The 26,306-nt window shown below is 69.6% G+C and carries 19 protein-coding genes and 1 pseudogene; 15 read left to right on the top strand and 5 right to left on the bottom strand.

The window, feature by feature from the left end; genetic code table 11:
• Positions 1-4 precede the first annotated feature (4 nt).
• The 3 genes from WAE60_RS03300 to WAE60_RS03290 all read left to right on the top strand — a co-directional run bounded on the left by WAE60_RS03300 (position 5) and on the right by WAE60_RS03290 (position 3,592).
• Complete coding sequence (locus WAE60_RS03300; protein WP_029913990.1) at positions 5-931, top strand: DUF4198 domain-containing protein; 927 nt, start codon at positions 5-7, stop codon at positions 929-931.
• A gap of 142 nt (positions 932-1,073) precedes the next feature.
• Positions 1,074-2,066 (top strand): FAD:protein FMN transferase, encoded by a 993-nt coding sequence (locus WAE60_RS03295; protein ID WP_337684959.1) that lies wholly within the window; start codon positions 1,074-1,076, stop codon positions 2,064-2,066.
• Positions 2,063-3,592, top strand: a complete 1,530-nt coding sequence (locus tag WAE60_RS03290) for a sulfite reductase flavoprotein subunit alpha (RefSeq protein WP_337684958.1) — start codon at positions 2,063-2,065, stop codon at positions 3,590-3,592. Before WAE60_RS03295 ends, WAE60_RS03290 begins: the two co-directional genes overlap by 4 nt.
• Positions 3,593-3,682: 90 nt before the next feature.
• Here the strand turns inward: WAE60_RS03290 and WAE60_RS03285 are convergent, their stop codons facing one another.
• Positions 3,683-4,234, bottom strand: coding sequence for an NTP transferase domain-containing protein (locus WAE60_RS03285; protein ID WP_337684957.1), 552 nt, complete (start codon positions 4,232-4,234; stop codon positions 3,683-3,685).
• A 192-nt stretch (positions 4,235-4,426) separates the two neighbouring features.
• On the opposite strand from WAE60_RS03285, the gene WAE60_RS03280 reads away from it, so the two are divergent.
• The 6 genes and pseudogenes from WAE60_RS03280 to WAE60_RS03255 all read left to right on the top strand — a co-directional run.
• Positions 4,427-5,488: a LacI family DNA-binding transcriptional regulator gene (locus tag WAE60_RS03280; RefSeq protein ID WP_029913998.1), complete on the top strand. Its 1,062-nt coding sequence runs from the start codon at positions 4,427-4,429 to the stop codon at positions 5,486-5,488.
• Between the two features lie 156 nt (positions 5,489-5,644).
• On the top strand, positions 5,645-6,796 hold the full coding sequence (locus WAE60_RS03275) for a fumarylacetoacetate hydrolase family protein (RefSeq protein ID WP_029914000.1): 1,152 nt from the start codon (positions 5,645-5,647) through the stop codon (positions 6,794-6,796).
• 23 nt (positions 6,797-6,819) lie between these two features.
• The gene (gene xylB, locus WAE60_RS03270) at positions 6,820-7,572 is read left to right on the top strand and encodes a D-xylose 1-dehydrogenase (RefSeq protein WP_337684956.1); all 753 of its coding nucleotides are present in this window, start codon (positions 6,820-6,822) and stop codon (positions 7,570-7,572) included.
• Between the two features lie 129 nt (positions 7,573-7,701).
• Positions 7,702-8,577 carry an SMP-30/gluconolactonase/LRE family protein gene (locus WAE60_RS03265; protein ID WP_337684955.1) on the top strand — a complete coding sequence of 292 codons (876 nt, stop codon included), beginning with the start codon at positions 7,702-7,704 and terminating at the stop codon, positions 8,575-8,577.
• Complete coding sequence (gene xylD, locus WAE60_RS03260; RefSeq protein ID WP_337684954.1) at positions 8,564-10,345, top strand: xylonate dehydratase XylD; 1,782 nt, start codon at positions 8,564-8,566, stop codon at positions 10,343-10,345. The genes WAE60_RS03265 and xylD overlap by 14 nt, the downstream gene beginning before the upstream one ends.
• 203 nt (positions 10,346-10,548) lie before the next feature.
• Positions 10,549-11,040 (top strand): annotated as a pseudogene (locus WAE60_RS03255) (GNAT family N-acetyltransferase); the annotation flags it as partial.
• A 62-nt stretch (positions 11,041-11,102) separates the two neighbouring features.
• Here the strand turns inward: WAE60_RS03255 and WAE60_RS03250 are convergent.
• Complete coding sequence (locus WAE60_RS03250; RefSeq protein WP_337684953.1) at positions 11,103-12,239, bottom strand: hypothetical protein; 1,137 nt, start codon at positions 12,237-12,239, stop codon at positions 11,103-11,105.
• A gap of 318 nt (positions 12,240-12,557) precedes the next feature.
• Here WAE60_RS03250 and WAE60_RS03245 point away from each other — a divergent pair, with 318 nt between their 5' ends.
• A complete protein-coding gene (locus tag WAE60_RS03245; RefSeq protein WP_029914010.1) occupies positions 12,558-13,022 on the top strand; it encodes a hypothetical protein in 465 nt (154 codons plus the stop codon).
• A gap of 199 nt (positions 13,023-13,221) precedes the next feature.
• On the opposite strand, the gene WAE60_RS03240 is transcribed toward WAE60_RS03245, so the two are convergent.
• Complete coding sequence (locus tag WAE60_RS03240) at positions 13,222-15,405, bottom strand: outer membrane beta-barrel family protein (RefSeq protein WP_337684952.1); 2,184 nt, start codon at positions 15,403-15,405, stop codon at positions 13,222-13,224.
• Between the two features lie 279 nt (positions 15,406-15,684).
• Here WAE60_RS03240 and WAE60_RS03235 point away from each other — a divergent pair, with 279 nt between their 5' ends.
• The 3 genes from WAE60_RS03235 to WAE60_RS03225 all read left to right on the top strand — a co-directional run bounded on the left by WAE60_RS03235 (position 15,685) and on the right by WAE60_RS03225 (position 20,004).
• On the top strand, positions 15,685-17,121 hold the full coding sequence (locus WAE60_RS03235; protein ID WP_337684951.1) for a sugar porter family MFS transporter: 1,437 nt from the start codon (positions 15,685-15,687) through the stop codon (positions 17,119-17,121).
• Positions 17,122-17,339: 218 nt separating this feature from the next.
• Positions 17,340-18,977, top strand: a complete 1,638-nt coding sequence (locus WAE60_RS03230) for a family 43 glycosylhydrolase (protein ID WP_337684950.1) — start codon at positions 17,340-17,342, stop codon at positions 18,975-18,977.
• 166 nt (positions 18,978-19,143) lie between these two features.
• Positions 19,144-20,004 (top strand): rhamnogalacturonan acetylesterase, encoded by an 861-nt coding sequence (locus WAE60_RS03225; RefSeq protein ID WP_337684949.1) that lies wholly within the window; start codon positions 19,144-19,146, stop codon positions 20,002-20,004.
• Between the two features lie 183 nt (positions 20,005-20,187).
• Here WAE60_RS03225 and WAE60_RS03220 read toward each other — a convergent pair whose 3' ends face one another.
• Both WAE60_RS03220 and WAE60_RS03215 read right to left on the bottom strand, forming a co-directional pair.
• Positions 20,188-20,940 (bottom strand): YceI family protein, encoded by a 753-nt coding sequence (locus WAE60_RS03220; protein ID WP_337684948.1) that lies wholly within the window; start codon positions 20,938-20,940, stop codon positions 20,188-20,190.
• 198 nt (positions 20,941-21,138) lie between these two features.
• Positions 21,139-21,738: a TetR/AcrR family transcriptional regulator gene (locus tag WAE60_RS03215; RefSeq protein ID WP_029914022.1), complete on the bottom strand. Its 600-nt coding sequence runs from the start codon at positions 21,736-21,738 to the stop codon at positions 21,139-21,141.
• Between the two features lie 189 nt (positions 21,739-21,927).
• Between WAE60_RS03215 and WAE60_RS03210 the strand changes: the two genes are divergently transcribed.
• Entirely contained in the window at positions 21,928-23,094 is a 1,167-nt protein-coding gene (locus tag WAE60_RS03210; protein ID WP_029914024.1) for an efflux RND transporter periplasmic adaptor subunit, read from the top strand.
• Between the two features lie 12 nt (positions 23,095-23,106).
• Positions 23,107-26,304 carry an efflux RND transporter permease subunit gene (locus WAE60_RS03205; RefSeq protein ID WP_029914026.1) on the top strand — a complete coding sequence of 1,066 codons (3,198 nt, stop codon included), beginning with the start codon at positions 23,107-23,109 and terminating at the stop codon, positions 26,302-26,304.
• The last annotated feature ends 2 nt before the right edge of the window (positions 26,305-26,306 follow it).

The raw sequence follows: 26,306 nt of genomic DNA, 5'->3' as shown, positions 1-26,306 counted from the left end.
CGCCATGACCTTCAAGAAGCGCCTTCTCGCCGTCGCCGCCGGGGTCGCCCTGCTGGCCCTGCCGCTCGCCGCCAACGCCCACCGCGGATGGATCCTGCCCTCGGCCACCGTGCTGTCGGGCGAAAGCGCCTGGGTGGGCGTCGACGCGGCCGTCTCCAACGAGCTGTTCTACGCCGACCACAACGCCATGCGGCTGGACGCCATCACGGTCACCACGCCCGACGGTTCGGTCGAGAAGGTCCAGAACCCGTTCACCGGCAAGTACCGCTCGGTCTTCGACGTGCCGCTGTCCAAGCCGGGCACCTACAAGATCGGCTCGTTCTCCAACACGGTCATGGCCAGCTGGACCGAGAACGGCGAGGTCAAGCGCTTCCGCGGCTCGCCCGAGGACTTCGCCAAGCAGGTCCCGGCCGGCGCCGCCGACCTGAAGACCATCAAGAGCTCGAACCGCAACGAGACCTTCGTCACCCGCGACGCGCCGACCACCACGGTGTTCGCGCCGACCGGCAAGGGACTGGAACTGGTCCCGGTGACCCACCCCAACGACGTGGTGTCCGGCGAGGCGGCGACCTTCAAGTTCCTGCTGGACGGCAAGCCGGCCGCCGACCTGGAAGTGACCTTCGCCCCCGGCAATTCGCGCTACCGCGCCACGCCCGGCGACTTCAAGGTCAAGACCGGCGCCGACGGGTCGTTCAAGGTCACCTTCCCGGAAGCGGGCATGTACTGGATGAACGCGGTGGTGCGCACGGGCGAGACCGGCCGACGTCCCGAGGGCGGCCCTCCGGGCGGTCCGGGCGGTCCGGGCGGCGGCATGGGCGGCATGCCCGGCATGGGCGGCCCCGGCGGCGGCCAGCAAGGTCCCGCCACGCCCCTGGCCGGCAACGGCATGAGCGCCAGCTACACCGCCACGCTCGAAGCCCAGCGGCCGTAGGTAAGATCCGTCGTCATCCCGGAAGCCTCGCAGAGGCTGTCCGGGACCCAGGGGACTGGGCCAAGGCGGTGCGGTTCACCTGGGTCCCGGACAGCGCTCCGCGCTTCCGGGATGACAACCTCCTCTGATTGCGATCCATAGAATGACCCGCGTCCTCGTCCCCCAGCTGACCGAGCCGCCCGCCCGCCCGATCGGCGGCGCGGTGCTGGCGCTCGGCGGCGAGACGATGGGCACGACCTGGTCGGTCAAGCTGGTCGCACCGCCCACGGCGAACGCCGACGCCCTGACCGCCATGGCCCGGCGCGAACTGGACGGCGTCGTCGCGGAGATGAGCCCGTGGGAGCCCCTGTCGGACCTGTCGCGCTACAACCGCGCCGCCGCCGGGACCTGGGCCGCCCTGCCCCCGGCCTTCGCCGAGGTGCTGCGCTGCGCCCTCGAGATCGCCGAGCGGACCGACGGCGCCTTCGACCCGACCCTGGGCGCTCTGGTCGACCTGTGGGGCTTCGGCCCCCGCCCCTTCTCCGGCGCTCCGCCGGAAGCCCAGGACATCGCCAAGGCCCGCGCGCCCGCCGGCTGGCGTCGCGTGACGCTGGACGGCGACAGCCTGTTCCAGCCCGGCGGCCTGCGGCTGGACCTCAACGGGATCGCCAAGGGCTTCGCGGTCGACCGGGTGGCCGCCGCCCTCGACCGCGCCGGCGCGCGCTCGTACCTGGTCGAGGTCGGGGGCGAACTGCGCGGGACCGGCGCCAAGCCCGACGGCCAGCCCTGGTGGGTCGAGCTGGAGCGCCCGCCCACCGCGAATGACGGCCTGCGCACCCTGGTCGCCCTGCACGGCCTGTCGGCGGCGACCTCGGGCGACTACCGGCGGTTCTTCGAGCACGACGGCCGCCGCTACGCCCACACCCTGGACCCGGCCACCGCCGCGCCGGTGGACCACGCGACGGTCAGCGTCACGGTGCTGGACAAGACCTGCATGCGGGCCGACGCCTGGGCCACGGCCCTGACCGTGATGCGGCCCGACGCCGCCCTGGCCTTCGCGACGGCGCACGGCCTGGCCGCCATGATCCTGGCGAACGGACCGGCGGGCCTGGAGGAGCGCCTGTCGCCCGCCCTGTCGGCGATGCTCGACGCATGAGCGCGTTCGAAGCCCTCTCGTCCGACCGCCTGACCACCGCCGGCCTGGTGCTGTGCGCCTACATGCTGTTCTGCCTGGCCATCGCCGTGCGCGAGGCCCTGCGCCAGCGCGCCGCCCGCCGCGCGGCCCAGGCCCTGTCGGCGGGGAGCGGCGCGCCGGTCCTGGTCGTCCACGCCAGTCAGACCGGCTTCGCCGAGGAGCTGGCCATGGCCACCGCCAAGCTGCTGGGCGACGCCGGGGCGCGGGTGACGCTGAAGAGCCTGGCCGAGGTCACCACCGCCGATCTGTCCAGCGCGGGCCGCGCCCTGTTCGTGGTCAGCACCACCGGCGAAGGCGACGCCCCCGACACCGCCCGCCGCTTCATCCGCGACGTCATGCGCGATCAGCCCGCCCTTCACGGCCTGAGCTACGGCGTCCTGGCCCTGGGCGACAGCAGCTACGCCCACTTCTGCGCCTTCGGCCGGACCCTGGACGCCTGGCTGGCCCGCCACGGCGCCGCGCCGCTGTTCGACCGGGTCGAGGTCGACGACGGCGACCCGGCCGCCCTGCGCCACTGGCAATCGCATGTCGGCCTGCTGGCCGGGGTCACCGACGCCCCCGACTGGACCCGTCCCCGCTACGGCCGCTGGCGGCTGGCCGAGCGCCGGCGCCTCAACCCGGGCAGCCCCGCCGACGCGGCCTTCCACCTGCGCCTGGAGCCGCTGGACGCCGTCACCTGGGAGGCCGGCGACATCCTGGAGGTCGGGCCGCGCAACGATCCGGCCGAGGTCGCCGCCCTGCTGGCCCGGCTGGGGCTGGACCCCGCCGCGCCGGTGACCGCCGACGAGGCGACGCGCCTGGGCGACGTCCTGTCCTGGCGCCGCCTGCCGCACGACAGCGCGCCGGCCACGACGGCCCAGGGCCTGGTCGACGCCCTGCCCCCCCTGCCCCACCGCGAATATTCGATCGCCTCGCTGCCGGCCGACGGCGGGGTCGAGCTGCTGGTCCGGGCCATGAAACGGGCCGACGGCAAGCCGGGCCTGGGCTCGGGCTGGCTGACCGCCTTCGCCGCCCAGGGCGCCGAGATCGCCGCCCGGGTGCGGACCAACCGGTCGTTCCACGGCCCGCGGGACGACCGGCCGCTGATCCTGATCGGCAACGGCACGGGCCTGGCGGGCCTGCGCGCCCACCTCAAGGCCCGGGCGGCCGCGGGGCGTCACCGCAACTGGCTGGTGTTCGGCGAGCGCACCTCGGCCCACGACTTCTTCCATCGCGGCGAGATCGAGGCCTGGCAGGCCGGCGGCGTGCTGGCGCGCCTGGACCTGGCCTTCTCCCGCGACCAGGACCGCAAGGTCTATGTCCAGCACCGCCTGATGGAGGCCGCCGACACCCTGCGCGCCTGGGTCGCCGACGGCGCGGCGATCTATGTCTGCGGCTCGCTGGAAGGCATGTCGGGGGATGTGCACGCCGTGCTCGTGGCCGTGCTCGGCGCGGACACGGTGGAGCGCCTGACGGACGAAGGGCTGTATCGGCGGGACGTGTACTGAAGCCGGGGACATGCCCTCGCGGCGTGTCCCCAAGTCTTGGCGCCGTGGATGCTGATGGGGACACGCCGCGAGGGCATGTCCCCGGCCGCGCTAGCCTCTAAGCGCCGCCCGCTCCTCCGGCGTGTTCGCGCCGCGCAGCCGCAGCTTCACCGTCTCGTCGCAAGCCAGCGTCGCCAGCCCCGCCCGCTCGACCAGCCGCCGCAACGGCCAGCCGGGCTCGGCGTCGGCCGGCAGGGCCGCCAAGGTCACCACCATCGGCACCGGCAAACCCTCATAGACCGCCCCCGGCGCCCCCGCCGCCAGCAGCGGCGCCAGGTCGTCCGCCGTTGCGGTCGGGGCGTCCACCGCCAGGACCAGGGCCCGCGCCAGGCCGTGGGCCGCCAGGGCCCGGGCCCCGGCCAGCACCCCGCCGACCGGTCCCGCCCCGGGGGCCGGGTCGTCGACGTGCTCGAGGCCGTGGTCGCGTCCCGCCGTCAGCACCCGGACCGCGCCGGCCGCGCGGGCCAGCGCCGCCACGCGGTCGACCGCCCGGCGGCCGTCCCAGTCCAGGGCCGCCTTGTCGGCGCCCATGCGGCGCGAGGCCCCGCCGGTCAGGATGATCGCCCCAAATAGGATCGAGGATGGGGTCGTGCTGGGGGTCATGGCGTCAATCTAGGTCAGACAAAGTTCCTCGTCTGCATCCCTGTTTCTCGCGACGAGTCCGGACGAAAGCAGGAAACGACGCCGCCCTGATCGCGCTGTCAGACCCTGTGCTCCATCAAAGACTTGCGCCTCGTCTTCCAAGACACGGCCAAAACGGTCTAGTGTCCGCCGCGATCAAGGGACGGACCATCGATGAACGACCGCAACGAGCGTCAACGCCGCCGCACGACCCAGAGCGCGACCATCCGCGACGTGGCGGCCCTGGCCGGGGTCTCGCCCATGACGGTGTCGCGGGTCATCAACCGCGAGACGACGGTCAAGTCCGAGACCAAGGCCCTGGTGGACGCGGCGATCCGCGACCTGAACTACGCGCCCAACCCCGCCGCCCGCAGCCTGGCCGGCTCGGCCCCGTTCCGCATCGGCCTGCTCTACGACAACCCCTCGACCGGCTACCTGTCGGAGTTCCTGGTCGGGGCCCTGGACGAGAGCAGCCGCACCGGCGCCCAGGTGGTCATCGAGAAGTGCGCCGAGCCCGAGCTGGCCGGCGCCACCCTGACCCGCCTGCTGAAGACCGGCGTCGACGGCCTGATCCTGCCCGCCCCCCTCTGCGAGAGCGCCACGGTCCTGGCCGAGGTCAGGAAGGCCGGCGCCGCCGCCGTCGCCGTGGCCCCGGGCATGCCCAGCGCCGACATGGCCACCATCCGCATCGACAACGAGGCGGCCGCCTACGAGCTGGCCGAGCACCTGCTGGCCCTGGGCCACAAGCGCTTCGGCGTCATCAAGGGCCACCCCAACCAGACGGTCAGCCAGCAGCGCCTGGACGGCTTCCTGGCGGCCCTGAAGGCGGGCGGCGTGCCGGACACGAACGTCAGCGTCGAGCAGGGCTACTTCACCTACCGCTCGGGCCTGGAGGCCGCCGAGCGGCTGCTGGGCGAGGACGACCGCCCCACCGCTATCTTCGCCGGCAACGACGACATGGCCGCGGCCACGGCGGGCGTCGCCCACCGCATGGGCCTGGACGTGCCGGAAGACCTGTCGATCGTCGGCTTCGACGACACCTCGATCGCCGCCAACATCTGGCCGCCCCTGACCACCGTGCGCCAGCCGATCGCCGACATGGCCCGCGCCGCCGTCGACCTGGTGCTGGAAGAGATTCGCCGCAAGCGCGGCAAGGCCGGCGAGCCCCGCCAGCTGATGCACCCGCACACGGTCATCGTCCGCGACTCGACCGGCCCGGCTCCCAGCGAAGGCTGATCCCGCCTGGGCGCGCCGATTACGCTCGCCAAGTCCATCAATTGTAATATCAAATCACCGACTTGCGCGACCATGCATGTTAGCGCTAACAGATGAACCGACGTGAACGAGCGTGACCATGGTCCGGTCGCACAGCTCGGCAAGGGAGAAGACGTGGTGGGCATTGTGGAGTTCCTTCCCGAGGATTGGCGCGACGCGACCCTGCTGGGCCGTATCGACTTCGGCCAGGGTCCGACCCCCGTCCTGATCCGCGGCGGGCGGATCGAGGACGTCAGCAAGATCGCCCCGACCACCTCCGACCTGATGAACGCCTTCGAGCCCGGCGCTGCGATCCCGCGCGGCGAGGACCTGGGCCCGCTGGAAGCGCTGGACGTGCGTCCGGTCTGGGCGAACCCGGAAGGCGCGGCCGCCAAGCTGCTGGCCCCGGTCGACCTGCAGGTGCTGAAGGCCGCCGGCGTCACCTTCGCCGTCTCGACCCTGGAGCGGGTGATCGAGGAGCGCGCCCGCGGCGACGCCGCCGCCGCCCTGAAGATCCGCGAGCAGCTGTCGGCCAGCATGGGCGGCGACCTGCGCAGCGTGAATCCGGGTTCCGAAGGCGCCGCGCGCCTGAAGGCCACCCTGATCGCCGACGGCCTGTGGTCGCAGTACCTGGAAGTGGCCATCGGCCCCGACGCCGAGATCTTCACCAAGGGCCCGACCCTGTCGTCGATGGGCTGGGGCGACCACGTGGGCGTCCGCAGCGACAGCCACTGGAACAACCCCGAGCCGGAAGTCGTGCTGCTGTGCGACGGCCAGGGCCGCATCCGCGGCGCCTCGCTGGGCAACGACGTCAACCTGCGCGACTTCGAAGGCCGCTCGGCCCTGCTGCTCAGCAAGGCCAAGGACAACAACGCCAGCTGCTCGATCGGCCCGTTCTTCCGCCTGTTCGACGACGGCTTCGGCCTGGACGACGTCCGCAACGCCGAGGTCACGCTGAAGATCACCGGCCGCGACAACTTCGTGCTGGACGGCCACAGCAACATGAGCCTGATCAGCCGCGACCCCGCCGTCCTGGCCGGTCAGGCCTACGGCAAGCAGCATCAGTATCCCGACGGCTTCGCCCTGTTCCTGGGCACCATGTTCGCCCCGATCCAGGACCGCGACGCCGCCGGCCAAGGCTTCACCCACAAGGTCGGCGACCGCGTCCGCGTCGCCACCCCCAAGCTGGGCGTGCTGGAGAACGAGGTGACCACCTGCGATCTCGCCGCCCCCTGGACGTTCGGCGTCTCCGCCCTGATCCGCAACCTGGCCGGCCGAGGCCTGCTGTGAACATCGAAGTGAAGCGTCCGCAAGTGAGCACCTCCTCCGCCATCTATCCCAGCCTTCGGGGCAAGCGCGTCGTCGTCACCGGCGGCGGCTCGGGCATTGGGGCCGGCATCGTGGCCGGCTTCGCGCGCCAGGGCGCCGAGGTGATCTTCCTCGACGTCGCCGACGAGGACTCCAAGGTCCTGGCCCAGCAGCTGTCGGGCTCGGACATCGCGCCGGTCTACATCCGCTGCGACCTGATGGACCTGGACGCGGTGGCCAAGACCTTCGCCCAGATCGGTGCCATCGACGTGCTGGTCAACAACGCCGGCAACGACGACCGCCACAAGCTGGCCGAGGTGACGCCCGCCTACTGGGACGAGCGCATGAACGTGAACCTGCGCCACATGCTGTTCTGCACCCAGGCCGTGGCCCCCGGCATGAAGGCGCGCGGCGGCGGCGCGGTGATCAACTTCGGTTCGATCAGCTGGCACCTGGGCTTGGAGGACCTGGTCCTCTACGAAACCGCCAAGGCCGGCATCGAGGGCATGACCCGGGCCCTGGCCCGCGAGCTGGGCCCCGACGACATCCGCGTGACCTGCGTGGTGCCGGGCAACATCAAGACCAAGCGCCAGGAGAAGTGGTACACGCCGGAAGGCGAGGCCGAGATCGTCAAGGCCCAGGCCCTGAAAGGCCGCCTGGTGCCCGACAACGTCGCTTCGCTGGTGCTGTTCCTGGCCTCGGACGACGCGGCCCTGTGCACCGGCCACGAATACTGGATCGACGCCGGCTGGCGTTGATCGGCGCGTAGCCCCCTGCCCGCCCGGCGCGCGCTCGAAAGGCGCCGCGCCGATCTCCGACCTTTGGAGGTGCTGTCGCGAGGCGGCCGAGAGGGTATACCGCGCTAGGAACTCGAGAGGACGTCGCGCATGCCCACCCCCACCTGCGTCTGGGACCTGAAGGCCACCCTCGGCGAGGGGCCGATCTGGTCCGCCGAGGAGCAGACCGTGTGGTTCGTGGACATCAAGGGCCACAAGGTCCACCGCTTCCATCCGGCCAGCGGCGAGACCAAGAGCTTCGATGCGCCCGACCAGGTGACCTTCCTGGCGCCCCGCGCGGGCGGCGGCTTCGTGGCGGGCCTCAAGAGCGGCCTGCACCACTTCCACCCCGACAGCGGCTTCGCCTTCCTGGGCGAGATCGAGGACGCGGCCCTCAACAACCGTCCCAACGACGCCACCGTCGACGGCGCGGGCCGACTGTGGTTCGGCACCATGCACGACGGCGAGGAGACCCCGACGGGCGCGCTCTACCGCCTGGACGAGGCCGGCCGGCCGATCAAGGTCGACGACGGCGTCTGCATCACCAACGGCCCCTGCGCCTCGCCCGACGGCAAGACCTTCTACCACACCGACACCCTGGAGAAGGTGATCTGGGCCTATGACCTGGACGCCGACGGCGCGCTGTCGAACAAGCGCGAATTCTTCCGCCTGGACATCGAGAACGCCTGGCCCGACGGCTCGGTGGTCGACGCCGAGGGCTATGTCTGGACGGCCCTGTGGGGCGGCCACGGCGCCCTGCGCCTGTCGCCCGAGGGCGAGATCGTCGACCGCGTCACCCTGGACGCCATCAACGTCACCAAGCCCTGCTTCGGCGGGCCCGACCTGAAGACCCTGTATTTCACCACCGCCCGCAAGGGACTCAGCGACGAGCAGCTGGCCGCCTATCCGCTTTGCGGCGGCCTGTTCGCCCTGCCTGTCGCCGTCGCGGGCCAGCCCCAATACGAGGTGCGTCTTGACCTCCCCTAACCGCCAACCCCGCCGCTTCCGCTCGCGCGACTGGTTCGACAATCCGGACCACATCGACATGACCGCCCTCTATCTGGAGCGGTTCATGAACTACGGGATCACGCCCGAGGAACTGCGCAGCGGCAAGCCGATCATCGGCATCGCCCAGACCGGCAGCGACATCTCGCCGTGCAACCGCATCCATCTGGACCTGGTGACCCGGATCCGCGACGGCATCCGCGACGCCGGCGGCATCCCGATGGAGTTCCCGGTCCACCCGATCTTCGAGAACTGCCGTCGCCCGACGGCGGCGCTGGATCGGAACCTGTCCTATCTGGGCCTGGTCGAGACCCTGCACGGCTATCCGATCGACGCCGTGGTCCTGACCACCGGCTGCGACAAGACCACCCCGGCCGGCATCATGGCCGCCACCACGGTCAACATCCCGGCCATCGTCCTGTCGGGCGGTCCGATGCTGGACGGCTGGCACGAGGGCGAGCTGGTCGGCTCCGGCACCGTGATCTGGCGCTCGCGGCGCAAGCTGGCGGCCGGCGAGATCAACGAGGAGGAGTTCATCCAGCGCGCCTCGGACAGCGCCCCCTCGGCCGGCCACTGCAACACCATGGGCACGGCCTCGACCATGAACGCCGTCGCCGAGGCCCTGGGCCTGTCGCTGACCGGCTGCGCGGCCATCCCCGCCCCGTACCGCGAGCGCGGCCAGATGGCCTACAAGACCGGCCAGCGGATCGTCGACCTGGCCTATGAGGACATCAAGCCCAAGGACATCCTGACCAAGAAGGCGTTCGAGAACGCCATCGCCCTGGTCGCGGCGGCCGGCGGCTCGACCAACGCCCAGCCGCACATCGCCGCCATGGCCCGCCACGCGGGCCTGGAGATCACCGCCGACGACTGGCGCGCGGCCTACGACATCCCGCTGATCGTCAACATGCAGCCGGCCGGCAAGTATCTGGGCGAGCGCTTCCACCGGGCCGGCGGCGCGCCGGCCGTGCTTTGGGAGCTGCTGCAGCAGGGCCGCCTGCACGGCGACGTCCTGACCGTCACCGGCAGGACCATGGCCGAGAACCTGGAAGGTCGCGAGACCAAGGACCGCGAGGTGATCTTCCCCTACGCCGAGCCGCTGGCCGAGAAGGCCGGCTTCCTGGTGCTGAAGGGCAACCTTTTCGACTTCGCGATCATGAAGTCCAGCGTCATCGGCGCCGACTTCCGGGCCCGCTATCTCAGCAAGCCCGGCCAGGAGGACATCTTCGAGGCCCGGGCCATCGTGTTCGACGGTTCGGACGACTACCACGCCCGGATCAACGACCCGGCGCTGAACATCGACGAGCACTGCATCCTGGTGATCCGCGGCGCGGGCCCGATCGGCTGGCCCGGCTCGGCCGAGGTGGTCAACATGCAGCCGCCGGACCACCTGCTGAAGAAGGGCATCATGAGCCTGCCCACCCTGGGCGACGGCCGCCAGTCGGGCACCGCCGACAGCCCCTCGATCCTGAACGCCTCGCCCGAGAGCGCCATCGGCGGCGGCCTGTCGTGGCTGCGCACCGGCGACACCATCCGCATCGACCTGAACACCGGCCGCTGCGACGCCCTGGTGGACGAGGCGACGATCGCCGAGCGCAGGAAGGAAGGCATCCCGGCCGTCCCGGCGACCATGACCCCCTGGCAGGAAATCTACCGCGCCCACACGGGCCAGCTGGAGACCGGCGGGGTGCTGGAGTTCGCCGTGAAGTACCAGGACCTGGCGTCGAAGCTGCCTCGGCACAACCACTGATCTGGAAGGCCCTCGGCGTGATCCGGGGGCCTTTTGATTCAAGGGATCGGCGGCTAGCACTTGTCCCCTACGGATCGCTTCGCGATCGTCTTCCCCCGGAGGGGGAAGAGCGCGAGGCTCCGCCCCCTACGGGGGCGGACAGACCGCGAAGCGGTCAGGTGGGGCAAGTCAGTGTGATCCCACGGAGCCAAACGATGACCGAGGTGAGAGACGCCCAGCCGGCCGACCTGAAGCCCCTCGCCCACCTCTGGTGGTCCGGCTGGCGCGACGGGCACGAGGGCCTGCTGCCCGAGGCCCTGAAGCGCCTGCGCACGCTGGAAAGCTTCGAGGCGCGTATGGCCGCCGCCCTGCCCAAGGTGCGCACCCTGGGCCCGGTCGGGGCGCCGCTGGGCTTCCACCTAATGAAGGACGACGAGCTCTATCAGTTCTACCTGGCCGCCGAAGCGCGCGGGACCGGGGCGGCGGCGGTGCTGATGGCCGACGCCGAGGCGCGGCTGGCCCGGGCCGGCGTCGAGACCGCCTGGCTGGCCTGCGCGATCGGCAACGCCCGGGCGGCGCGGTTCTACGAGAAGGCCGGCTGGACGATGGCGCGGATCGAAAACGTGCCTACCGAAACCTCCGAGGGCCTCTTCCCGCTGGAGGTCTGGCGCTACGAGAAGCGCCTTGCGGCGAAGCCGCCACGGCATGACCCCTAGGGCCGCGAAAAGGGGACATGCGCGTCCGCATGCCCCCTTCCCTGTCTTCCGACGCCCGCGCGCTAGACGCGGTTGCCGATCGAGTTCGGGTTGGTCACGCCCGTCTGGGCCCCGAGGTTGTTGTTCCTCAGGTCGTTGCCGACCAGCAGCACGTCGGCGTTCGTCACCACGCCCCAGTCCTGCTGACCGCCCCACGACCGCGACCGCACGCCGCTGACGACGCCCGAACCGCCCGTGTAGAAGTAGATGCCGTTCGAGCGGCCGCCGTTGTGCAGACGGCCGTTGGCGATGAACTGGCCGCCGGTGATCGTCACGTCCGGGCAGTTGACCAGGATGCCGTCATTGCCGTTGTTGGTGACGATCGTCGGCCCCACCTGAACCTGCTTGTTGTGGTCGGACAGGTAGATGCCGCAGTCGCCCTCCAGCTCGATGAAGCCCGGCCGGATCAGGTGCTGGGAGCCCCAGGTGTCCAGGTAGATCCCGTGCCCGCCGTCCTCGCCGTAGAACCCGCCGTCGATGCGGATGCTGGCGATGGGGTTGGTCGACAGGCCGAGGGCCGCCACGCCGTTGCCGGTGTTCTTGTAGGTGACACAGGCTTCCAGGGCGCCGACCGACGTGGCCGGAGCCGTGCCCTGGCTGGCGTAGTGGTAGCCGTCGCCGCCGTTCAGCGAGGCCGTGCACTTGTGCAGGTAGTATTGCAGCGGGTTCTGGGCGTACGCGCCGTTCGAGGTGAAGCTGAAGCCGTGCGAGACGTTGTTCAACGCGCCGCAGTTCTCCAGGATCGTGTAGGCCGTCATGCCCAGGTTCCAGCCGATATAGTTGGCGTTGGCGCGAACGTTGGTGATCACGCCGTTGTCCCAGCTGTAGTTGGCCGCGACCTCCAGCTTGATCCCGTCGCCGCCGAGCACGGGCGTGACGATGTGCTCGACGGTGAAGTCCGCCATGGTGACGAAATCGGTGGCCGCCTTGATGACGATCACCGGTTGGTTCGAGGCGTCGGACTGGATCTTGGTCACCCCGATGCCGCCGCCCCGGAGCGCGATGTTGTTGCGCGCGGGAAGGACGATGGGGGTCTTGACCAGATAGGTCTTGGCCAGCATCCGCACCTCGTTCGAGGCGGCGAACGCGGCCGCGAAGGCCGGCGCGTAGTCCCCGTTGGGCGCGGGGCTGTAGTCATCGACGAAAACGTAGTTGGTCATCTCTAAATTCTCCAAATAATTCAAAAATATCTGCCAAAATTGCAGGTCCGCCGCCTTGCCTCCCGGTCGGGAGGAACGCCTTGGACAGTCCGGAGAATAGCCAGCCGCTACGTCAGACTCGGACGCCATTTGTTCCTATTTTGTTCTCATTTTTCGACAGGCCTAGGCGCGACCTTCCTCCGCCCGTCGGCCTAGGGGTTTTGCCCGGTCGCGCCTGCGGCCATGGCCCGATGGCGACGGGGCGACGGCGGGGCGAAGGTCGTCGATGGGGCCTGCCCGCCGCGGCGGCGGACCGGGCCCCTCCTGAGGAGAGGTTCCATGGCTGCCGGACTTCGAGCGACCCTGGCGATCGCGCTGCTGGTCGGCGAACTGGCGACGGCCGGGACGGCCTTCGCCCAGTACGCCTATCCCGCCAAGGGCCAGAGCCAGGCCCAGCAGCAGAAGGACGAGGCGTCCTGCACCGACTGGGCCACCCAGCAGAGCGGCTTCGATCCCCGCAATCCGCCCGTGCCCGCCCAGGCCCAGGCCGCGCCGGTCACCGGCAGCGGCGCCCGGGCCAAGGGCGCGCTGGTGGGGGCGGGCATCGGCGCGGTCTCCGGCGGCGACGCGGGCGACGCGGCCCTGGCCGGGGCCGTCGCCGGCGGCGTCATCCGGCGCGGCAAGAACCGGCGCGCGGCCCGGGCCCAGAACGAGGCCAACGCCGCGGCGGTCGCCGGCACGCAGGCCGCCTTCGACCAGGCCCGCGCCGCCTGCCTGACGGGTCGCGGCTATACGCTGAGGTAGCCGCGAAGCCCGGGACGCTCGAAACGCCCCAAAGTCCAGGACGTAAAATCCGTTGTCATCCCGGAAGCCCCGCAGGGGCTGTCCGGGACCCAGGGGACTGGGCTGAGGCTTTGCGGTTCACCTGGGTCCCGGACAAGCGCTGCGCGCTTTCCGGGATGACAACTGTTTGGTGAGCGTTCCGAGGCTGCGGCGCGAGCCCCTACCCTCCGGCCGCGCCGGTGCCGAAATCGAACTGCTCGGGCCGCTGTTTGCCGCCGCCGAAGCTGTAGGTGAAGCCGAAGAACACCGCCCGCACATTGCCGGTCCGCTCGACCCGTTGCTTCAGGGTCGGGGTGTCGATCACGCCCACGTTCTTGAACGAGTCCAGCACGTCGTTGGCCGTGACCACGAAATTCAGCTTGTCGGTGACCTTGCGGCGATAGCCCAGGTTCAGCAGCGAGATCGGCTCGTTGTAGCCCTGGGGTGTCAAGCGCTTGCCCGAGGTGAAGCCGTTCAGCTGGAAGAAGTCCTTGGGCGTGGCCTGCCAGCTGAGGCTGGCGCGGCCCGACAGGGTGGTCATCTCGCGCGTGCCCGCCAGCCCCGGCGTGGTCGACTGGATCTCGTTCCAATAGGCGTTGCCGCTGATGTTGTAGCTGAGCTTGGGCGTCAGCTTGCCGTTGGCCACCAGCTCCAGCCCGCCGTTGCGGCTCTTGGCCAGGTTCTCGCGGGTGTTCAGGAACGTGCCGTCGCCCAGGTCGCGCGTCACGTTGGTCACGCCGTCGCGGCTCTCGCGGTAATAGGCCGTGGCCAGGTACGAGTTCGGCCCCTTGCGGTACTGCCAGCCCAGCTCGTAGCTGTCCGTGACCTGCGGCTTCAGGTCGGGATTGCCGGCCGCGAAGTTCTTGGGGTCGATATAGACCGGATAGGGGTTCAGGTCCTGCGGCTGCGGACGCTGGACCCGCCGGCTGTAGTTGGCCGTGAGGGTCTGGGTCTGGCTGAGCGTGTAGCCCAGGTGCAGCGACGGATAGAGGCGGAAGTAGCTGTTCGCGTCCTTCTGGACCGAGGTCACCTGGTTGGTGTGGATATCGACCTGCTCGGCCCGCAGGCCGGCCAGGGCCGTGAAGTCGTCGCCGAACGGCCGCTCGTAGGTGACGTAGCCGGCATAGACGTCCTGGTCGTACAGGAAGCGGTTGGTCAGGGCCGGCACGACGGCCAGGCTGTCGGTCGACGGGCCCCGGGCGCCGTGGTTGTCGTAGTCGTTGCTGGTGGTCTCCAGGTCCAGCCCGGTCTTCAGCTTGGCCTCGCCGGGCAGCGGGCGCGTGTAGTCCAGCTTGAAGTTGGCGCGGTCCTGCGTGTTGCCGAAACCGAAGGCCTCGTAGAAGTCGGGGCTCAGGTTGTTGTCGGTGAAGGCCGTGCCGTTGCGCTTGAAGTCGGTGACCTCGTATTCCAGGTGGGCGTCCAGCTCGTGCTCGGCGCCCTTGAACTGGTGGCGCCAGTCGCCGCTGATCGCGCCGTTCTGGCGGTCAAGGTTCGCGCCGCTGTCGCGGAAATAGGCCGCGCCGGCGGCGGGGACCAGGGTGGTGAAGGTCTCCTGCCCGCCGGTGAAATAGTCCATGTCGCGATAGCGGATCTCGCCGCTCAGCCGGTCCTTGGGCGTGAGGGCGTAGTCGGCGGCGCCGCGCAGGCTCAGCGCGCCGCCGGCGTTCATGTAGGCGCCGGCCTGCTGGGTCGAGCCGTCCGTGACCGGGTTCTGCCGCGAGTCCTCCAACCAGGATTCCTGGCGGTCGTAGCGATAGCTGGCGTCGCCCGACAGGGTCAGCTTGCCCTTGACCCGATTGCCGCTGACGCCGGTGCTGTAGCGGCCGTTGGGACCGATGTTCAGCTTCACCGAGCCGGTCGCGCCGGGCTTGCGGGTCTGCTTGGTGATCAGGTTGATGATGCCGGCCGTGCCGTCGGGACGATAGGCGGCCGAGGGGTTGGTCATCACCTCGACGCGGTCGATCTGGTCGGCCGGCAACTGCTGCAGGGCGTCGGCCTTGCCGTCGCCGTTGAACATGCTGGACGGCTTGCCGTCGATCATGATCGTGACGTTCGGATCGCCGCGCAGGCTGACATTGCCCTGCACGTCGACCTCGACCGAGGGGATGTTGCGCAGGGCGTCGGCGATCGAGCCGGTCTTGGCCGACAGGTCGTTGGCGACGCTGTAGCTGCGGCGGTCGATCGAGGTGCGCATGGCGGTGGAGTCGCTGGTCACCGTCACGCCCTCGACCGCGGTCGGGGCGTCCGCCGGCTTGGCCGGCTTCGCCGGCGCCTGCGCCGGGGCTGGCGCCGTCTGGGCCAGGGCCAGGCCGGGCGACAGGATCGCCGTGGCGGCGAGCAGCAGGACTTTCAGACGCAAGGACATCCCCCGATGGACACTTGTGCGACAGGGCGAAGCTCGCCCACGACTTGGAAGCGCGAAAGAGGCCAACTCGCGCCGCGAAGCAAATATCTTTTCGGCAATGTTCGTGCGCCAGATCGCCGCTTCGGCGGATGACAACGTTGCCATGGCGCCTTAAGCCTGGACATCTAAGGGCGCTTGCGACCTGATACCGCTAACATTAAGGTTCGAGCCAATCAAAGGCCCCAGTCCAGGGCTCGTTAGGGATCAAACGCGGCCTTCGGGCCTATCGGGGAAAACAAAGTGGCATCTGTATCGAACGCCGGACCGAGCGCCGGCATGAGCGCGGACGGCGCGAAGGTCAACATGGCCTTCGTCGCCGCCATCGTCGCCGTCGCGACCATCGGCGGCTTCATGTTCGGCTATGACAGCGGGGTCATCAACGGCACGCAGAACGGCCTGAAGGCCGCCTTCGGCCTGACCGAAGCGGGCGAAGGCCTGAACGTGGCCGCCATCCTGCTGGGCTGCGCCTTCGGCGCTTTCGCCGCCGGCCGCCTGGCCGACGTGTGGGGCCGCCGCACCGTGATGATCATCTCGGCCCTGCTGTTCCTCGTCAGCGCCCTGGGCACCGGCGCCGCCCATACCTCGCTGGTCTTCGTCGTGTTCCGCCTGATCGGCGGCCTGGGCGTCGGCGCGGCCTCGGTGCTGTGCCCGGTCTACATCTCGGAAGTCACGCCCGCGAACATCCGCGGCCGCATGTCGTCCGTGCAGCAGATCATGATCATCACCGGCCTGACCGGCGCGTTCCTGGCCAACTACTTCCTGGCCCACACCGCCGGCAGCTCGACCGCCCCGTTCTGGCTGGGCCTGCCCGCCTGGCGCTGGATGTTCTGGATGCAGACCATCCCGGCCGGCATCTTCTTCCTGTGCCTGCTGAGCATCCCGGAAAGCCCGCGCTACCTGGTGACCAAGGGCAAGGACGTCGAGGCCGAGAAGATCCTGTCGCGCCTGTTCGGCGCGGGCCAGGGCGCCGCCAAGGTCGCCGAGATCCGCGCCTCGCTGGCCGCCGACCACCAGCCCAAGCTGTCCGACCTGCTGGACCCGGTGACCAAGAAGCTGCGCCCGATCCTGTGGGCCGGCCTGGTCCTGGCCGTCTTCCAGCAGCTGGTCGGCATCAACATCGTCTTCTACTACGGCTCGGTGCTGTGGCAGTCGGTGGGCTTCACCGAGAACGACAGCCTGAAGATCAACATCCTGTCGGGCTCGCTCTCGATCCTGGCCTGCCTGTTGGCCATCGGCCTGATCGACAAGATCGGTCGCAAGCCGCTGCTGCTGATCGGCTCGGCCGGCATGGCCGTGACCCTGGGCGTGCTGACCTGGTGCTTCTCGACCGCCACCACGGTGAACGGCTCGCTGCACATGGCTGACAATGTGGGCCTGACCGCCCTGATCGCGGCCAACGCCTATGTGGTGTTCTTCAACCTCAGCTGGGGCCCGGTGATGTGGGTCATGCTGGGCGAGATGTTCCCCAACCAGATGCGCGGTTCGGCCCTGGCCGTCGCCGGCTTCGCCCAGTGGATCGCCAACTTCGCGATCTCGTTCAGCTTCCCGATCATGAAGAAGATCAGCCTGCCGGCCACCTACGGCTTCTACGCCCTGTGCGCCCTGGTCTCGTACTTCCTGGTCCAGAAGCTGATCCAGGAGACGCGCGGCAAGGAACTGGAGGCGATGGAAGGCTAAAGGCCTTCCCTCACCGAAGACGAAGACGCCCGGGAGGACTGCCTCCCGGGCGTTTTTTTGTGCGGTTTCCGCGGCCGGCGGCGTTGTTTCAAGGTCCAGGTTCCTGCGCTGGAAAACCCCGGAAAAATGGGGCTTTGCCGCATATGACACCGGTGGACATCGCGCCAGGCTTGTCGCTAAGTGACGGCAAGAACGCGGAAGTTCGGGAGGAGTACCCCATGGTCGATATCAACCGTCGCGGCGCGCTGGGTTCGCTGCTGACCGGCGCGGCCGTCGCCGCCGTTCCCGCCGCGTCCCCCCAAGTCGCTGGGGCCGCCCAGATGGGGACCCTGCCCGCCGCCCCGGCCGCCGGCGAAGGGCCGACCTGGGTCAAGGGGATCGAGGGCCAGCGCAACGCCGACCTGGGGAACGGGACCTTCCTGAACCCGATCCTGGCCGGCGACCATCCCGACCCGTCGATCCTGAAGGACGGCGACGACTACTACATGACCCACTCGTCGTTCGACGCCTATCCGGGCCTGCTGATCTGGCGTTCGAAGGACCTGGTGAACTGGTCGCCGGTCGGCCCGTCCCTGAAGACCAATGTCGGCTCGATCTGGGCCCCCGAGCTCTGCAAGCACAAGGGCCGCTACTACATCTACCTGCCGGCCAAGTTCCCCGACAACAACACCAGCTACGTGATCTGGGCCGACAGGATCGAGGGCCCGTGGAGCGAGCCGGTCGACCTGAAGCTGCCGCGCTACATCGACCCCGGCCACGTGGTCGACGAGAAGGGCGTGCGCTGGCTGTTCCTGTCGGGCGGCGACCGCATCCAGCTGGCGCCCGACGGCCTGTCGACGGTGGGGGAGCCCCAGCACGTCTATAATCCATGGCGCTATCCGGACGACTGGGACGTCGAGGGCTTCTCGCCCGAGGGGCCCAAGGTGATGAAGAAGGGCGACTACTACTACCTGGTCACCGCCGTGGGCGGCACGGCCGGCCCGCCGACCGGCCACATGGTCATCGTCGCCCGCGCCAAGTCGCTGGCCGGCCCGTGGGAGGACGATCCGAAGAACCCGGTCGTGCGCACCACGAACAATTCCGAGAAGTGGTGGTCGCGCGGTCACGCCACCCTGGTCGAGGGCCCCGGCGGCGACTGGTGGACCGTCTATCACGGCTACGAAAACGGCTTCTACACCCTGGGCCGCCAGACCCTGCTGGCCCCGGTGACCTGGACGAAGGACGGCTGGTTCGAGGTGGGCGGCGGCGATCTGTCGAAACCCTTGGCCAAGCCCAAGGGCGGCAAGCCGGGCCCGCACGGCATGGCCCTGTCGGACGACTTCTCGACCGACAAGTACGGCGTGCAGTGGAGCTTCTTCGACCCCAAGCCCGGCGAGCGCGACCGCATCAAGCGCGAGGGCGGCGTCCTGACCCTGAAGGGCTCGGGCGAGGCCCCGTCCACCGGCGCGCCGCTGATCTTCGTCAACGGCGACCAGGCCTATGAGATCGAGTGCGAGATCGAGATCGATCCCGACACCCGCGCCGGCCTGATCCTGTTCTACGACCGCCAGCTCTATTGCGGCCTGGGCTTCGACGCGAAGAACTTCGTCACCCACCAGTACGGCATTGAGCGCGGACGCCCCTCGAACCCGTACGGGTCGAAGATGCTGATGCGGCTGCGCAACGACCGCCACATCGTGGCCTTCCACACCAGCGGTGACGGCGGGAAGACCTGGAAGCGGTTCGACCGGGGCATGGAGGTCTCGGGCTACCACCACAACGTCCGCGGCGGCTTCCTGATGCTGAAGCCGGGCCTCTACGCGGCGGGCAAGGGCTCGGCGCGGTTCCGGAACTTCAAGTACCGGGCGCTGGCCTAGGACGCCTTCAAAACGCACCGACGGGTTGTCATCCCGGAAGCCTCGTAGAGGCTGTCCGGGACCCGGGGGACTGGGCGAAGGCGGTGCGGTTCACCTGGGTCCCGGACAAGCGCTGCGCGCTTTCCGGGATGACAACGAAATGGGTTGGGAAGACCAGGACATGAAAATGCTCGCCCTCCTCCTCCTCGCCGCCGCCCTCGTCGCGACGCCCGCGCTCGCCCAGACCGATCCGCCGCCGTTCAAGGCGACCAAGGTCGTGCTGGTCGGCGACTCGACCACGGCGGTGAACAGCGGCTGGGGCGGGGCGTTCTGCGCCACGCGGGTGACCTCGAACGTCGCCTGCGTGAACCTGGGACGCGGCGGGCGCAGCACCAAGACCTACCGCTCCGAGGGGTCGTGGACCCTGGCCCTGGGCGAGATGAAGGGCGGGCCGTTCGTCGATACCTATGTGCTGATCCAGTTCGGCCACAACGACGCCTACGGCCGGGCCGAGCGCCTGACCGACCTGAAGACCGAGTTCCCGGCCAACCTGAAGCGCTATGTCGAGGAGGCCCGCGCGGCCGGCGCCCGGCCTGTGCTGGTCACGCCGCTGTCGCGCCGGCAGTTCAAGGACGGCAGGCTGGTCGACGACCTGGTCCCGTGGGCCGACGCCGTCCGCGCCGTGGCCGCCGAGACCGGCACGCCGCTGGTCGACCTGAACGCCCGCAGCGCCGCGGCCGCCCAGGCCCTGGGCGCGCTGAAGGCCGGCGACTGGGCCGAGGCCCCGCCCTCGCCCGCCGTGGCCAAGGCGATCGCCGGCGGCACGACGGTGGGGGTCAAGTTCTACGAGCCGCCGATCCCCGGCGCCGCCCCCGTGCCCATGGACCCGCCCGCGCCGCCCCCGGCCGCGCCGCCGGCCACCGGCCGGTTCGAGCCCTTGTTCGACTACACCCACCTGGGGCCGGTCGGCGCGGCGGCGTGCTCGGAGATCATCGCGCGGGAGCTGGTGAAGGCGGTTCCCGCGCTGGCGCGGAACCTGGTTCCGTAGACACAAAAGTTCCGCTCATCCCGGCGAACGCCGGGACCCAGATGGAAGGGCTTTGAGGCTGACGCCAAGAACTCAGAGCTCATCCAGTCATCCACACCGTTCTGGGATCTGGGTCCCGGCATTCGCCGGGATGAGCGGGGTTTGGGCGTGGGGACACGCGCAAGCGCATGTCCCCGATCCATACTACTGAGCCGGAGCCGCCGCCGGGGCCTTGGCCAGGGCCGGGCCGCTGAACTCGGCCTCGATGGTCACGTCCACCGCGTCGCCGACGCCCATGGTCGAGCCGGGCGCGGGCACGCCGAAGCCCATGCCGAACTCCGAGCGGTTGAACACGCCCTTGGCCGAGAAGCCGACGCGGGCGTGCGGGTCCATCGGATGGCCCGCGTAGCCGCCATTGAAGGTGACGTCCAGAACCACCGGCTTGGTCACGCCGTGCAGGCTGAAGTCGCCGGTGACCTTGGCGGTGTTGGCGCCGGTGACCTCGATCTTGGTCGAGCGGAAGGTGATGGCCGGATACAGGGCCGAGTCCAGCCAGGCCTTGCCGGTCAGCTCTTCCTTGAAGCCGGCCGGTGGGGCGTTCAGCGCCAGCGACTTGGGATCGATGGTCGCCTCGATGCTGGAGGCCGACGGGTTGGCCGGGTCGAGCTTCAGCTTGGCGTCGAAGTCGGCGAACCGCGCGGTGTAGCGCGAGAAGCCCATGTGGCTGACCTTGAACTCCAGGCTCGCATGGGCCTTGTCCAGCGTGTAGTCGCCGGCCGGGACGTCGGGCATCACGAACTTGTCGGCCGAGGCGGCCGGGGCGGCAGGCGCGGCGGCGGGGGCCTCGACCTTCTTGGCGGTCGGCGGCGAGCAGGCCGCCAGGGCCAGGGCGGCGGCGCCGGCCAGGAGGGCGGCGTAGGTCCGGACGGAGGACAGGCGAACGGTCGGATAGGTCATGGCGTCTTCCCTGCTGTGCGCCGTCCCCGATCCGAGGCGCGCGATCTCACGAAGGACGTGGGACGGCGTGCGGTTCCGACATCGGGGCGGCGCGTTTTTTCGTCATGACTTGACGTTACGGAAGGCGCGGCGATGCTGTCCACCGCGACGTCGCCCCGACCACGCCCCTTGGAGACGCCCTTGAGCCGTCCCGCGACCCTAGCTGAGCAGTTGACGGAGCGTCCGGCGCAGGACCTCGGTCAAGGGGCCGCGATCGGTGTCGGGGTGGTTGACCGCCCGGATGATCATGCCGTCGAACAGCAGGCCCACGGCCTCGCAGCGGGCCTGGAACTCGGCGTCGGTCCATTCGGGCTTGCGGCTGCGGTCCAGCATGGCCTGGGCGTAGACGCGCTCCTGGGCGTCGGCGGCGCGCAGGATGGCGGCGACCTTGGGATTGCGGCTGGCCTCGGCCAGGACTTCCAGCGTCAGGGCCGCGCGGCCCAGGTCGAAGCACTTGTCGACGGCTTCGGGCAGGTGTTCGGACAGGGCGTCGACCAGATTGCCCGGCCGGCTTTCCATCTCGGCGAACTTCTCGCGCATCTCGGCCAGGTCCTGGGCGACGATGGCGGCGATGATCGCCTCCTTGTTCTCGAAATAGCGGTAGATCTGGCCCACGCTCAGGCCCGCGGCCTTGGCGATCTCGGCCATGCTGGCGCCGTGGAACCCGGCCTGCCGCACGCAGTCGCACGCCGCGTCCAGGATCTGCTGCCGCCGCGCCTCAGGTGTCGGCCGAAGCGGCGTGTTGGCGTCGTCGATCATCGAAAGCTTCGCTTCCCAATTAAATTTCCGTCACGTCAAGCTGGACGGAACCCCCGGCGGTTGACTTGCGACAACCCCGTGCCTATGTCCAGCCCCGTTGAGAATGAACGTTCATTCTCATGTTGGTTACCATCAGGGCGTCGTCAAGGCTGAAGGCCTGCGACGCCCTGTCGCTCCTGGGGTTTCTGCATGTCTCTCGACCGTTCTCGCGCCGTCCTCTCGGCGGCCTCCCTGGCGGCCATCGCTCTAACCCTGGCGGCCTGCGGCCAAGGCAAGGGCGGGGCCGGCGGCATGGGAGCCGGCGGCCCGACTCCGGTCGGCGTCGTTATCGCCAAGACCGAGCCGGTCACCCTGACCTCCGAGCTGACCGGCCGCACCTCGGCCTATCTGGTCTCCGAAGTCCGCCCGCAGGTCGGCGGCATCATCAAGGCCCGGCTGTTCCAGGAAGGCGGTTACGTCCGCGCCGGCCAGCCGCTGTACCAGATCGACCCGGCCACCTATCAGGCGGCCTACAACAGCGCCGCCGCGGGCCTCGCCCAGGCCCAGGCCACCGCCACGGCCGCCAAGCTGAAGGCCGACCGCTACAAGGGTCTGGTCGAGATCAACGCGGTGTCCAAGCAGGACAACGACGACGCCCAGGCCGCCGCCCTGCAGGCCGCCGCCAACGTCGCCGCCCAGAAGGCCGCCCTCGACAACGCCCGCATCAATCTGGGCTGGACCAAGGTGGTCTCGCCGATCTCGGGCCGCATCGGCAAGAGCTCGGTCACCCCGGGCGCCCTGGTCACCGCCAGCCAGGCCACCGCCCTGTCCACGGTCCAGGACCTGTCCAAGATCTATGTCGACCTGACCCAGTCGTCGGCCGACATGCTGAAGCTGCAGTCGGCGCTGAACAGCGGCCAGCTGGGCCGCAGCGGCTCGGCCCAGGTGACCCTGAAGCTGGAAGACGGCTCGACCTATCCGATCCAGGGCCGCCTGGAGTTCTCGGACGTCACGGTCGACCCGACCACCGGCTCGGTCGGCCTGCGCGCCACCTTCGACAACCCCAACGGCGTCCTGCTGCCGGGCATGTACGTCCGCGCCGTGCTCGGCAAGGGCGTGGCCAACAGCGGCATGCTGATCCCGCAGGCGGCCGTCAGCCGCGACCCCAAGGGCAACGCCACCGTCATGGTGGTCGGCGCCAAGGGCGCGGCCGAGCCCCGCCAGATCGTCACCACCCAGACGGTGGGCGACAAATGGCTGGTCAGCTCGGGCCTGAACCCCGGCGACCAGGTCATCGTCGAGGGCCTGCAGAAGGTCCGCCCCGGCGCCCCGGTGAAGCCGGCCGTCATCACCGCCGCTCCCGCTGCTGCTCAGTAAGGCCGGACTGTCATGCTTTCCCGTTTCTTCATCGACAGACCGATCTTCGCGTGGGTCGTCGCCATCGTGATCATGCTGGCGGGGGCCCTGGCCATCCGCACGCTGCCGATCGCCCAGTATCCCGACATCGCCCTGCCCCAGGTGTCGATCAACGCCGTCTATCCCGGCGCCTCGGCCAAGACCGTCGAGGACAGCGTCACCCAGGTCATCGAGCAGAAGATGAAGGGCCTGGACGGCCTGGACTACATGTCGTCGACCAGCGACAGCTCGGGCTCGGCCACCACGACCCTGACCTTCAAGGCCGGCACCAACATCGACATCGCCCAGGTGCAGGTCCAGAACAAGCTGCAGACGGCCACCGCCCTGCTGCCGCAGGAAGTGCAGCAGCAAGGCCTGACGGTCGCCAAGTCGGCCCGCAACTTCCTGCTGATCGTCGGCATGTATTCCGAGGATCCCAAGACCACCAACACTGACCTGGCCGACTACATCGCCAGCAACCTGCAGGACCCCCTCAGCCGCGTCGACGGCGTGGGCGAAGTGCAGTTGTTCGGCGCACAGTACGCCATGCGCATCTGGCTGGATCCGACCAAGCTGGCCAGCTACAGCCTGACCCCGGCCGACGTCATCGCCGCGATCAAGGCCCAGAACGCCCAGGTCTCGGCCGGCCAGCTGGGCGGCGTGCCCAACATCCCGGGCATCGGCCTGAACGCCACGATCACGGCCCAGTCGCGCCTCTCCACCCCGGCCGAGTTCCAGGAGATCATCGTCAAGAACAGCCCCGGCGGCGCGATCGTGCACCTGCGCGACGTCGCCCGCGTGGAGCTGGGCGCGGAAAGCTACGGCTTCGGCGCCAAGTACAACGGCAAGCCCGCCGCCGGCCTGGCCATCCGCCTGGCCCCCGGCGCCAACGCCCTGAACACCGCCGACGCCGTCAAGTCGCGGGTCGAACAGCTGGCGAAGACCTTCCCGTCCAGCTACCGCTACGTGATCCCCTACGACTCCACGCCGTTCGTGAAGCTGTCGATCGAGGAAGTCATCAAGACCCTGGTCGAGGCCATCGTCCTGGTGTTCATCGTCATGTTCCTGTTCCTGCAGAACTGGCGCGCGACCCTGATCCCGACCATCGCCGTGCCGGTCGTCCTGCTGGGCACCTTCGGCGTGCTGGCGGCCTTCGGCTACTCGATCAACACCCTGACCATGTTCGGCCTGGTGCTGGCCATCGGCCTGCTGGTCGACGACGCCATCGTCGTGGTCGAGAACGTCGAGCGGGTGATGTCCGAGGAGGGGCTCAGTCCCGTCGAGGCCACGCGCAAGTCGATGAGCGAGATCACCGGCGCCCTGATCGGCATCGCGCTGGTCCTGGCCGCGGTGTTCGTGCCCATGGCCTTCTTCGGCGGCTCGCAGGGCGTGATCTACCGCCAGTTCTCGATCACCATCGTCTCGGCCATGGGCCTGTCGGTGCTGGTGGCCCTGATCCTGACCCCGGCCCTCTGCGCCACTCTGCTGCGGCCGGCGACCCAAGGCCACGGCGAGGCCCTGAGGACCGACCATCCGGGCGCGCTGGGCGCGGTGACCAACCTGTTCAACCGCTTCTTCAACTGGTTCAACCGCAACTTCAACGACACCAGCCGACGCTACCAGGGGACCGTCCGCGGCCTGCTGGGCAAGAGCGGCCGGTGGATGGTGGCCTATGGCGTGATCATTCTGGTCATGGCCTTCCTGTTCGTCCGCCTGCCCAGCGCCTTCCTGCCGGAAGAGGACCAGGGCACGATGTTCACCATCGTCCAGCTGCCCCCGGGCGCGCCGGAGGAACGCACCCAGGCGGTGCTGACCCAGGTGCGAAACCACTTCCTGAACGACGAGAAGGACTCCGTGCAGGCGGTCTTCACCGTCGCCGGCTTCAGCTTCGCCGGCGCCGGCCAGAACGCCGGCCTGGCCTTCATCCGCCTCAAGGACTTCGACGAGCGCAAGGCGCCCGAGCGCAAGGCCCAAGCCGTCGCCGGCCGGGCCATGGGCAAGTTCATGCAGATCCGCGACGCCATGGTCTTCGCCATCGTGCCGCCGGCCGTGCCGGAACTGGGCACCTCGTCGGGCTTCGACTTCCAGCTGCAGGACATCGGCGGCGTCGGCCACGACGCCCTGGTCGCCGCGCGCAACCAGGTGCTGGGCATGGCCGCCCAGGATCCCACCCTGGCCGGCGTGCGTCCCAACGGCCAGGACGACACCCCGCAGCTGAAGATCGACATCGACCAGGCCAAGGCCGGGGCGATGGGCCTGACCACGGCCGACATCAACGCCGCGCTCAGCGCCGCGTGGGGCGGCTCGTACGTCAACGACTTCATCGATCGCGGCCGGGTGAAGAAGGTCTACGTCCAGGCCGACGCGCCCTTCCGCATGCGGCCCGAGGACCTGAACAGCTGGTACGTCCGCACCAGCAGCGGCACGATGGCGCCGTTCTCGTCCTTCGCCACCACGCGCTGGATCTACGGCTCGCCGCGTCTTGAGCGCTACAACGGCCTGTCGTCGCTGAACATCCAGGGCTCGCCCGCCCCGGGCAAGAGCTCGGGCCAGGCCATGGCCGCCATGGAGAAGATCGCCGCCCAGCTGCCGCCGGGCATCGGCTTCGAATGGACCGGCCTGTCGGCCCAGGAACGCGAGTCCGGCAACCAGGCGCCCGCCCTGTACGCCATCTCGATCCTGGTGGTGTTCCTGCTGTTGGCGGCCCTCTACGAGAGCTGGTCGATCCCGCTGTCGGTGATCATGGTCATCCCGCTGGGCATCGTCGGCGCCCTGCTGGCCACCAGCCTGCGCGGCCTTTCCAACGACATCTACTTCCAGGTGGGCCTGCTGACGACCATGGGCCTGGCGTCCAAGAACGCCATCCTGATCGTCGAGTTCGCCAAGGACCTGCACGAGCAGGGCATGGAGCTGGTCGAGGCGACGGTGGAGGCGGTCCGCATCCGTCTGCGCCCGATCATCATGACCTCGCTGGCCTTCGTCTTCGGCGTGCTGCCCTTGGCGATCTCCAACGGGGCCGGCTCGGGCAGCCAGCACGCCATCGGCACCGGCGTGATCGGCGGCATGCTGTCGGCCACCCTGCTGGCGATCTTCTTCGTCCCGCTGTTCTTCGTGATCGTCGAGCGGGTCTTCAAACCCAAGCCGCGGCGTCCTCACGACGGCGCCGTCACGACTCCGGCCGAGGGCCACTAGAG

It is taken from the genome of Caulobacter sp. CCG-8, from assembly GCF_037402475.1.
GTDB lineage: Bacteria > Pseudomonadota > Alphaproteobacteria > Caulobacterales > Caulobacteraceae > Caulobacter.
This window is presented reverse-complemented; position numbering and strand designations above follow the sequence as displayed.

Coding starts and splice junctions, on each gene's coding strand:
- WAE60_RS03250 (WP_337684953.1), bottom strand. CDS start 12,239: ATGACCAACTACGTTTTCGTCGATGACTACAGCCCCGCGCCCAACGGG.
- WAE60_RS03285 (WP_337684957.1), bottom strand. CDS start 4,234: ATGACCCCCAGCACGACCCCATCCTCGATCCTATTTGGGGCGATCATC.
- WAE60_RS03240 (WP_337684952.1), bottom strand. CDS start 15,405: ATGTCCTTGCGTCTGAAAGTCCTGCTGCTCGCCGCCACGGCGATCCTG.
- WAE60_RS03210 (WP_029914024.1), top strand. CDS start 21,928: ATGTCTCTCGACCGTTCTCGCGCCGTCCTCTCGGCGGCCTCCCTGGCG.
- WAE60_RS03215 (WP_029914022.1), bottom strand. CDS start 21,738: ATGATCGACGACGCCAACACGCCGCTTCGGCCGACACCTGAGGCGCGG.
- WAE60_RS03205 (WP_029914026.1), top strand. CDS start 23,107: ATGCTTTCCCGTTTCTTCATCGACAGACCGATCTTCGCGTGGGTCGTC.
- WAE60_RS03290 (WP_337684958.1), top strand. CDS start 2,063: ATGAGCGCGTTCGAAGCCCTCTCGTCCGACCGCCTGACCACCGCCGGC.
- WAE60_RS03300 (WP_029913990.1), top strand. CDS start 5: ATGACCTTCAAGAAGCGCCTTCTCGCCGTCGCCGCCGGGGTCGCCCTG.
- WAE60_RS03230 (WP_337684950.1), top strand. CDS start 17,340: ATGGTCGATATCAACCGTCGCGGCGCGCTGGGTTCGCTGCTGACCGGC.
- WAE60_RS03265 (WP_337684955.1), top strand. CDS start 7,702: ATGCCCACCCCCACCTGCGTCTGGGACCTGAAGGCCACCCTCGGCGAG.
- WAE60_RS03245 (WP_029914010.1), top strand. CDS start 12,558: ATGGCTGCCGGACTTCGAGCGACCCTGGCGATCGCGCTGCTGGTCGGC.
- WAE60_RS03220 (WP_337684948.1), bottom strand. CDS start 20,940: ATGACCTATCCGACCGTTCGCCTGTCCTCCGTCCGGACCTACGCCGCC.
- WAE60_RS03225 (WP_337684949.1), top strand. CDS start 19,144: ATGCTCGCCCTCCTCCTCCTCGCCGCCGCCCTCGTCGCGACGCCCGCG.
- WAE60_RS03295 (WP_337684959.1), top strand. CDS start 1,074: ATGACCCGCGTCCTCGTCCCCCAGCTGACCGAGCCGCCCGCCCGCCCG.
- WAE60_RS03280 (WP_029913998.1), top strand. CDS start 4,427: ATGAACGACCGCAACGAGCGTCAACGCCGCCGCACGACCCAGAGCGCG.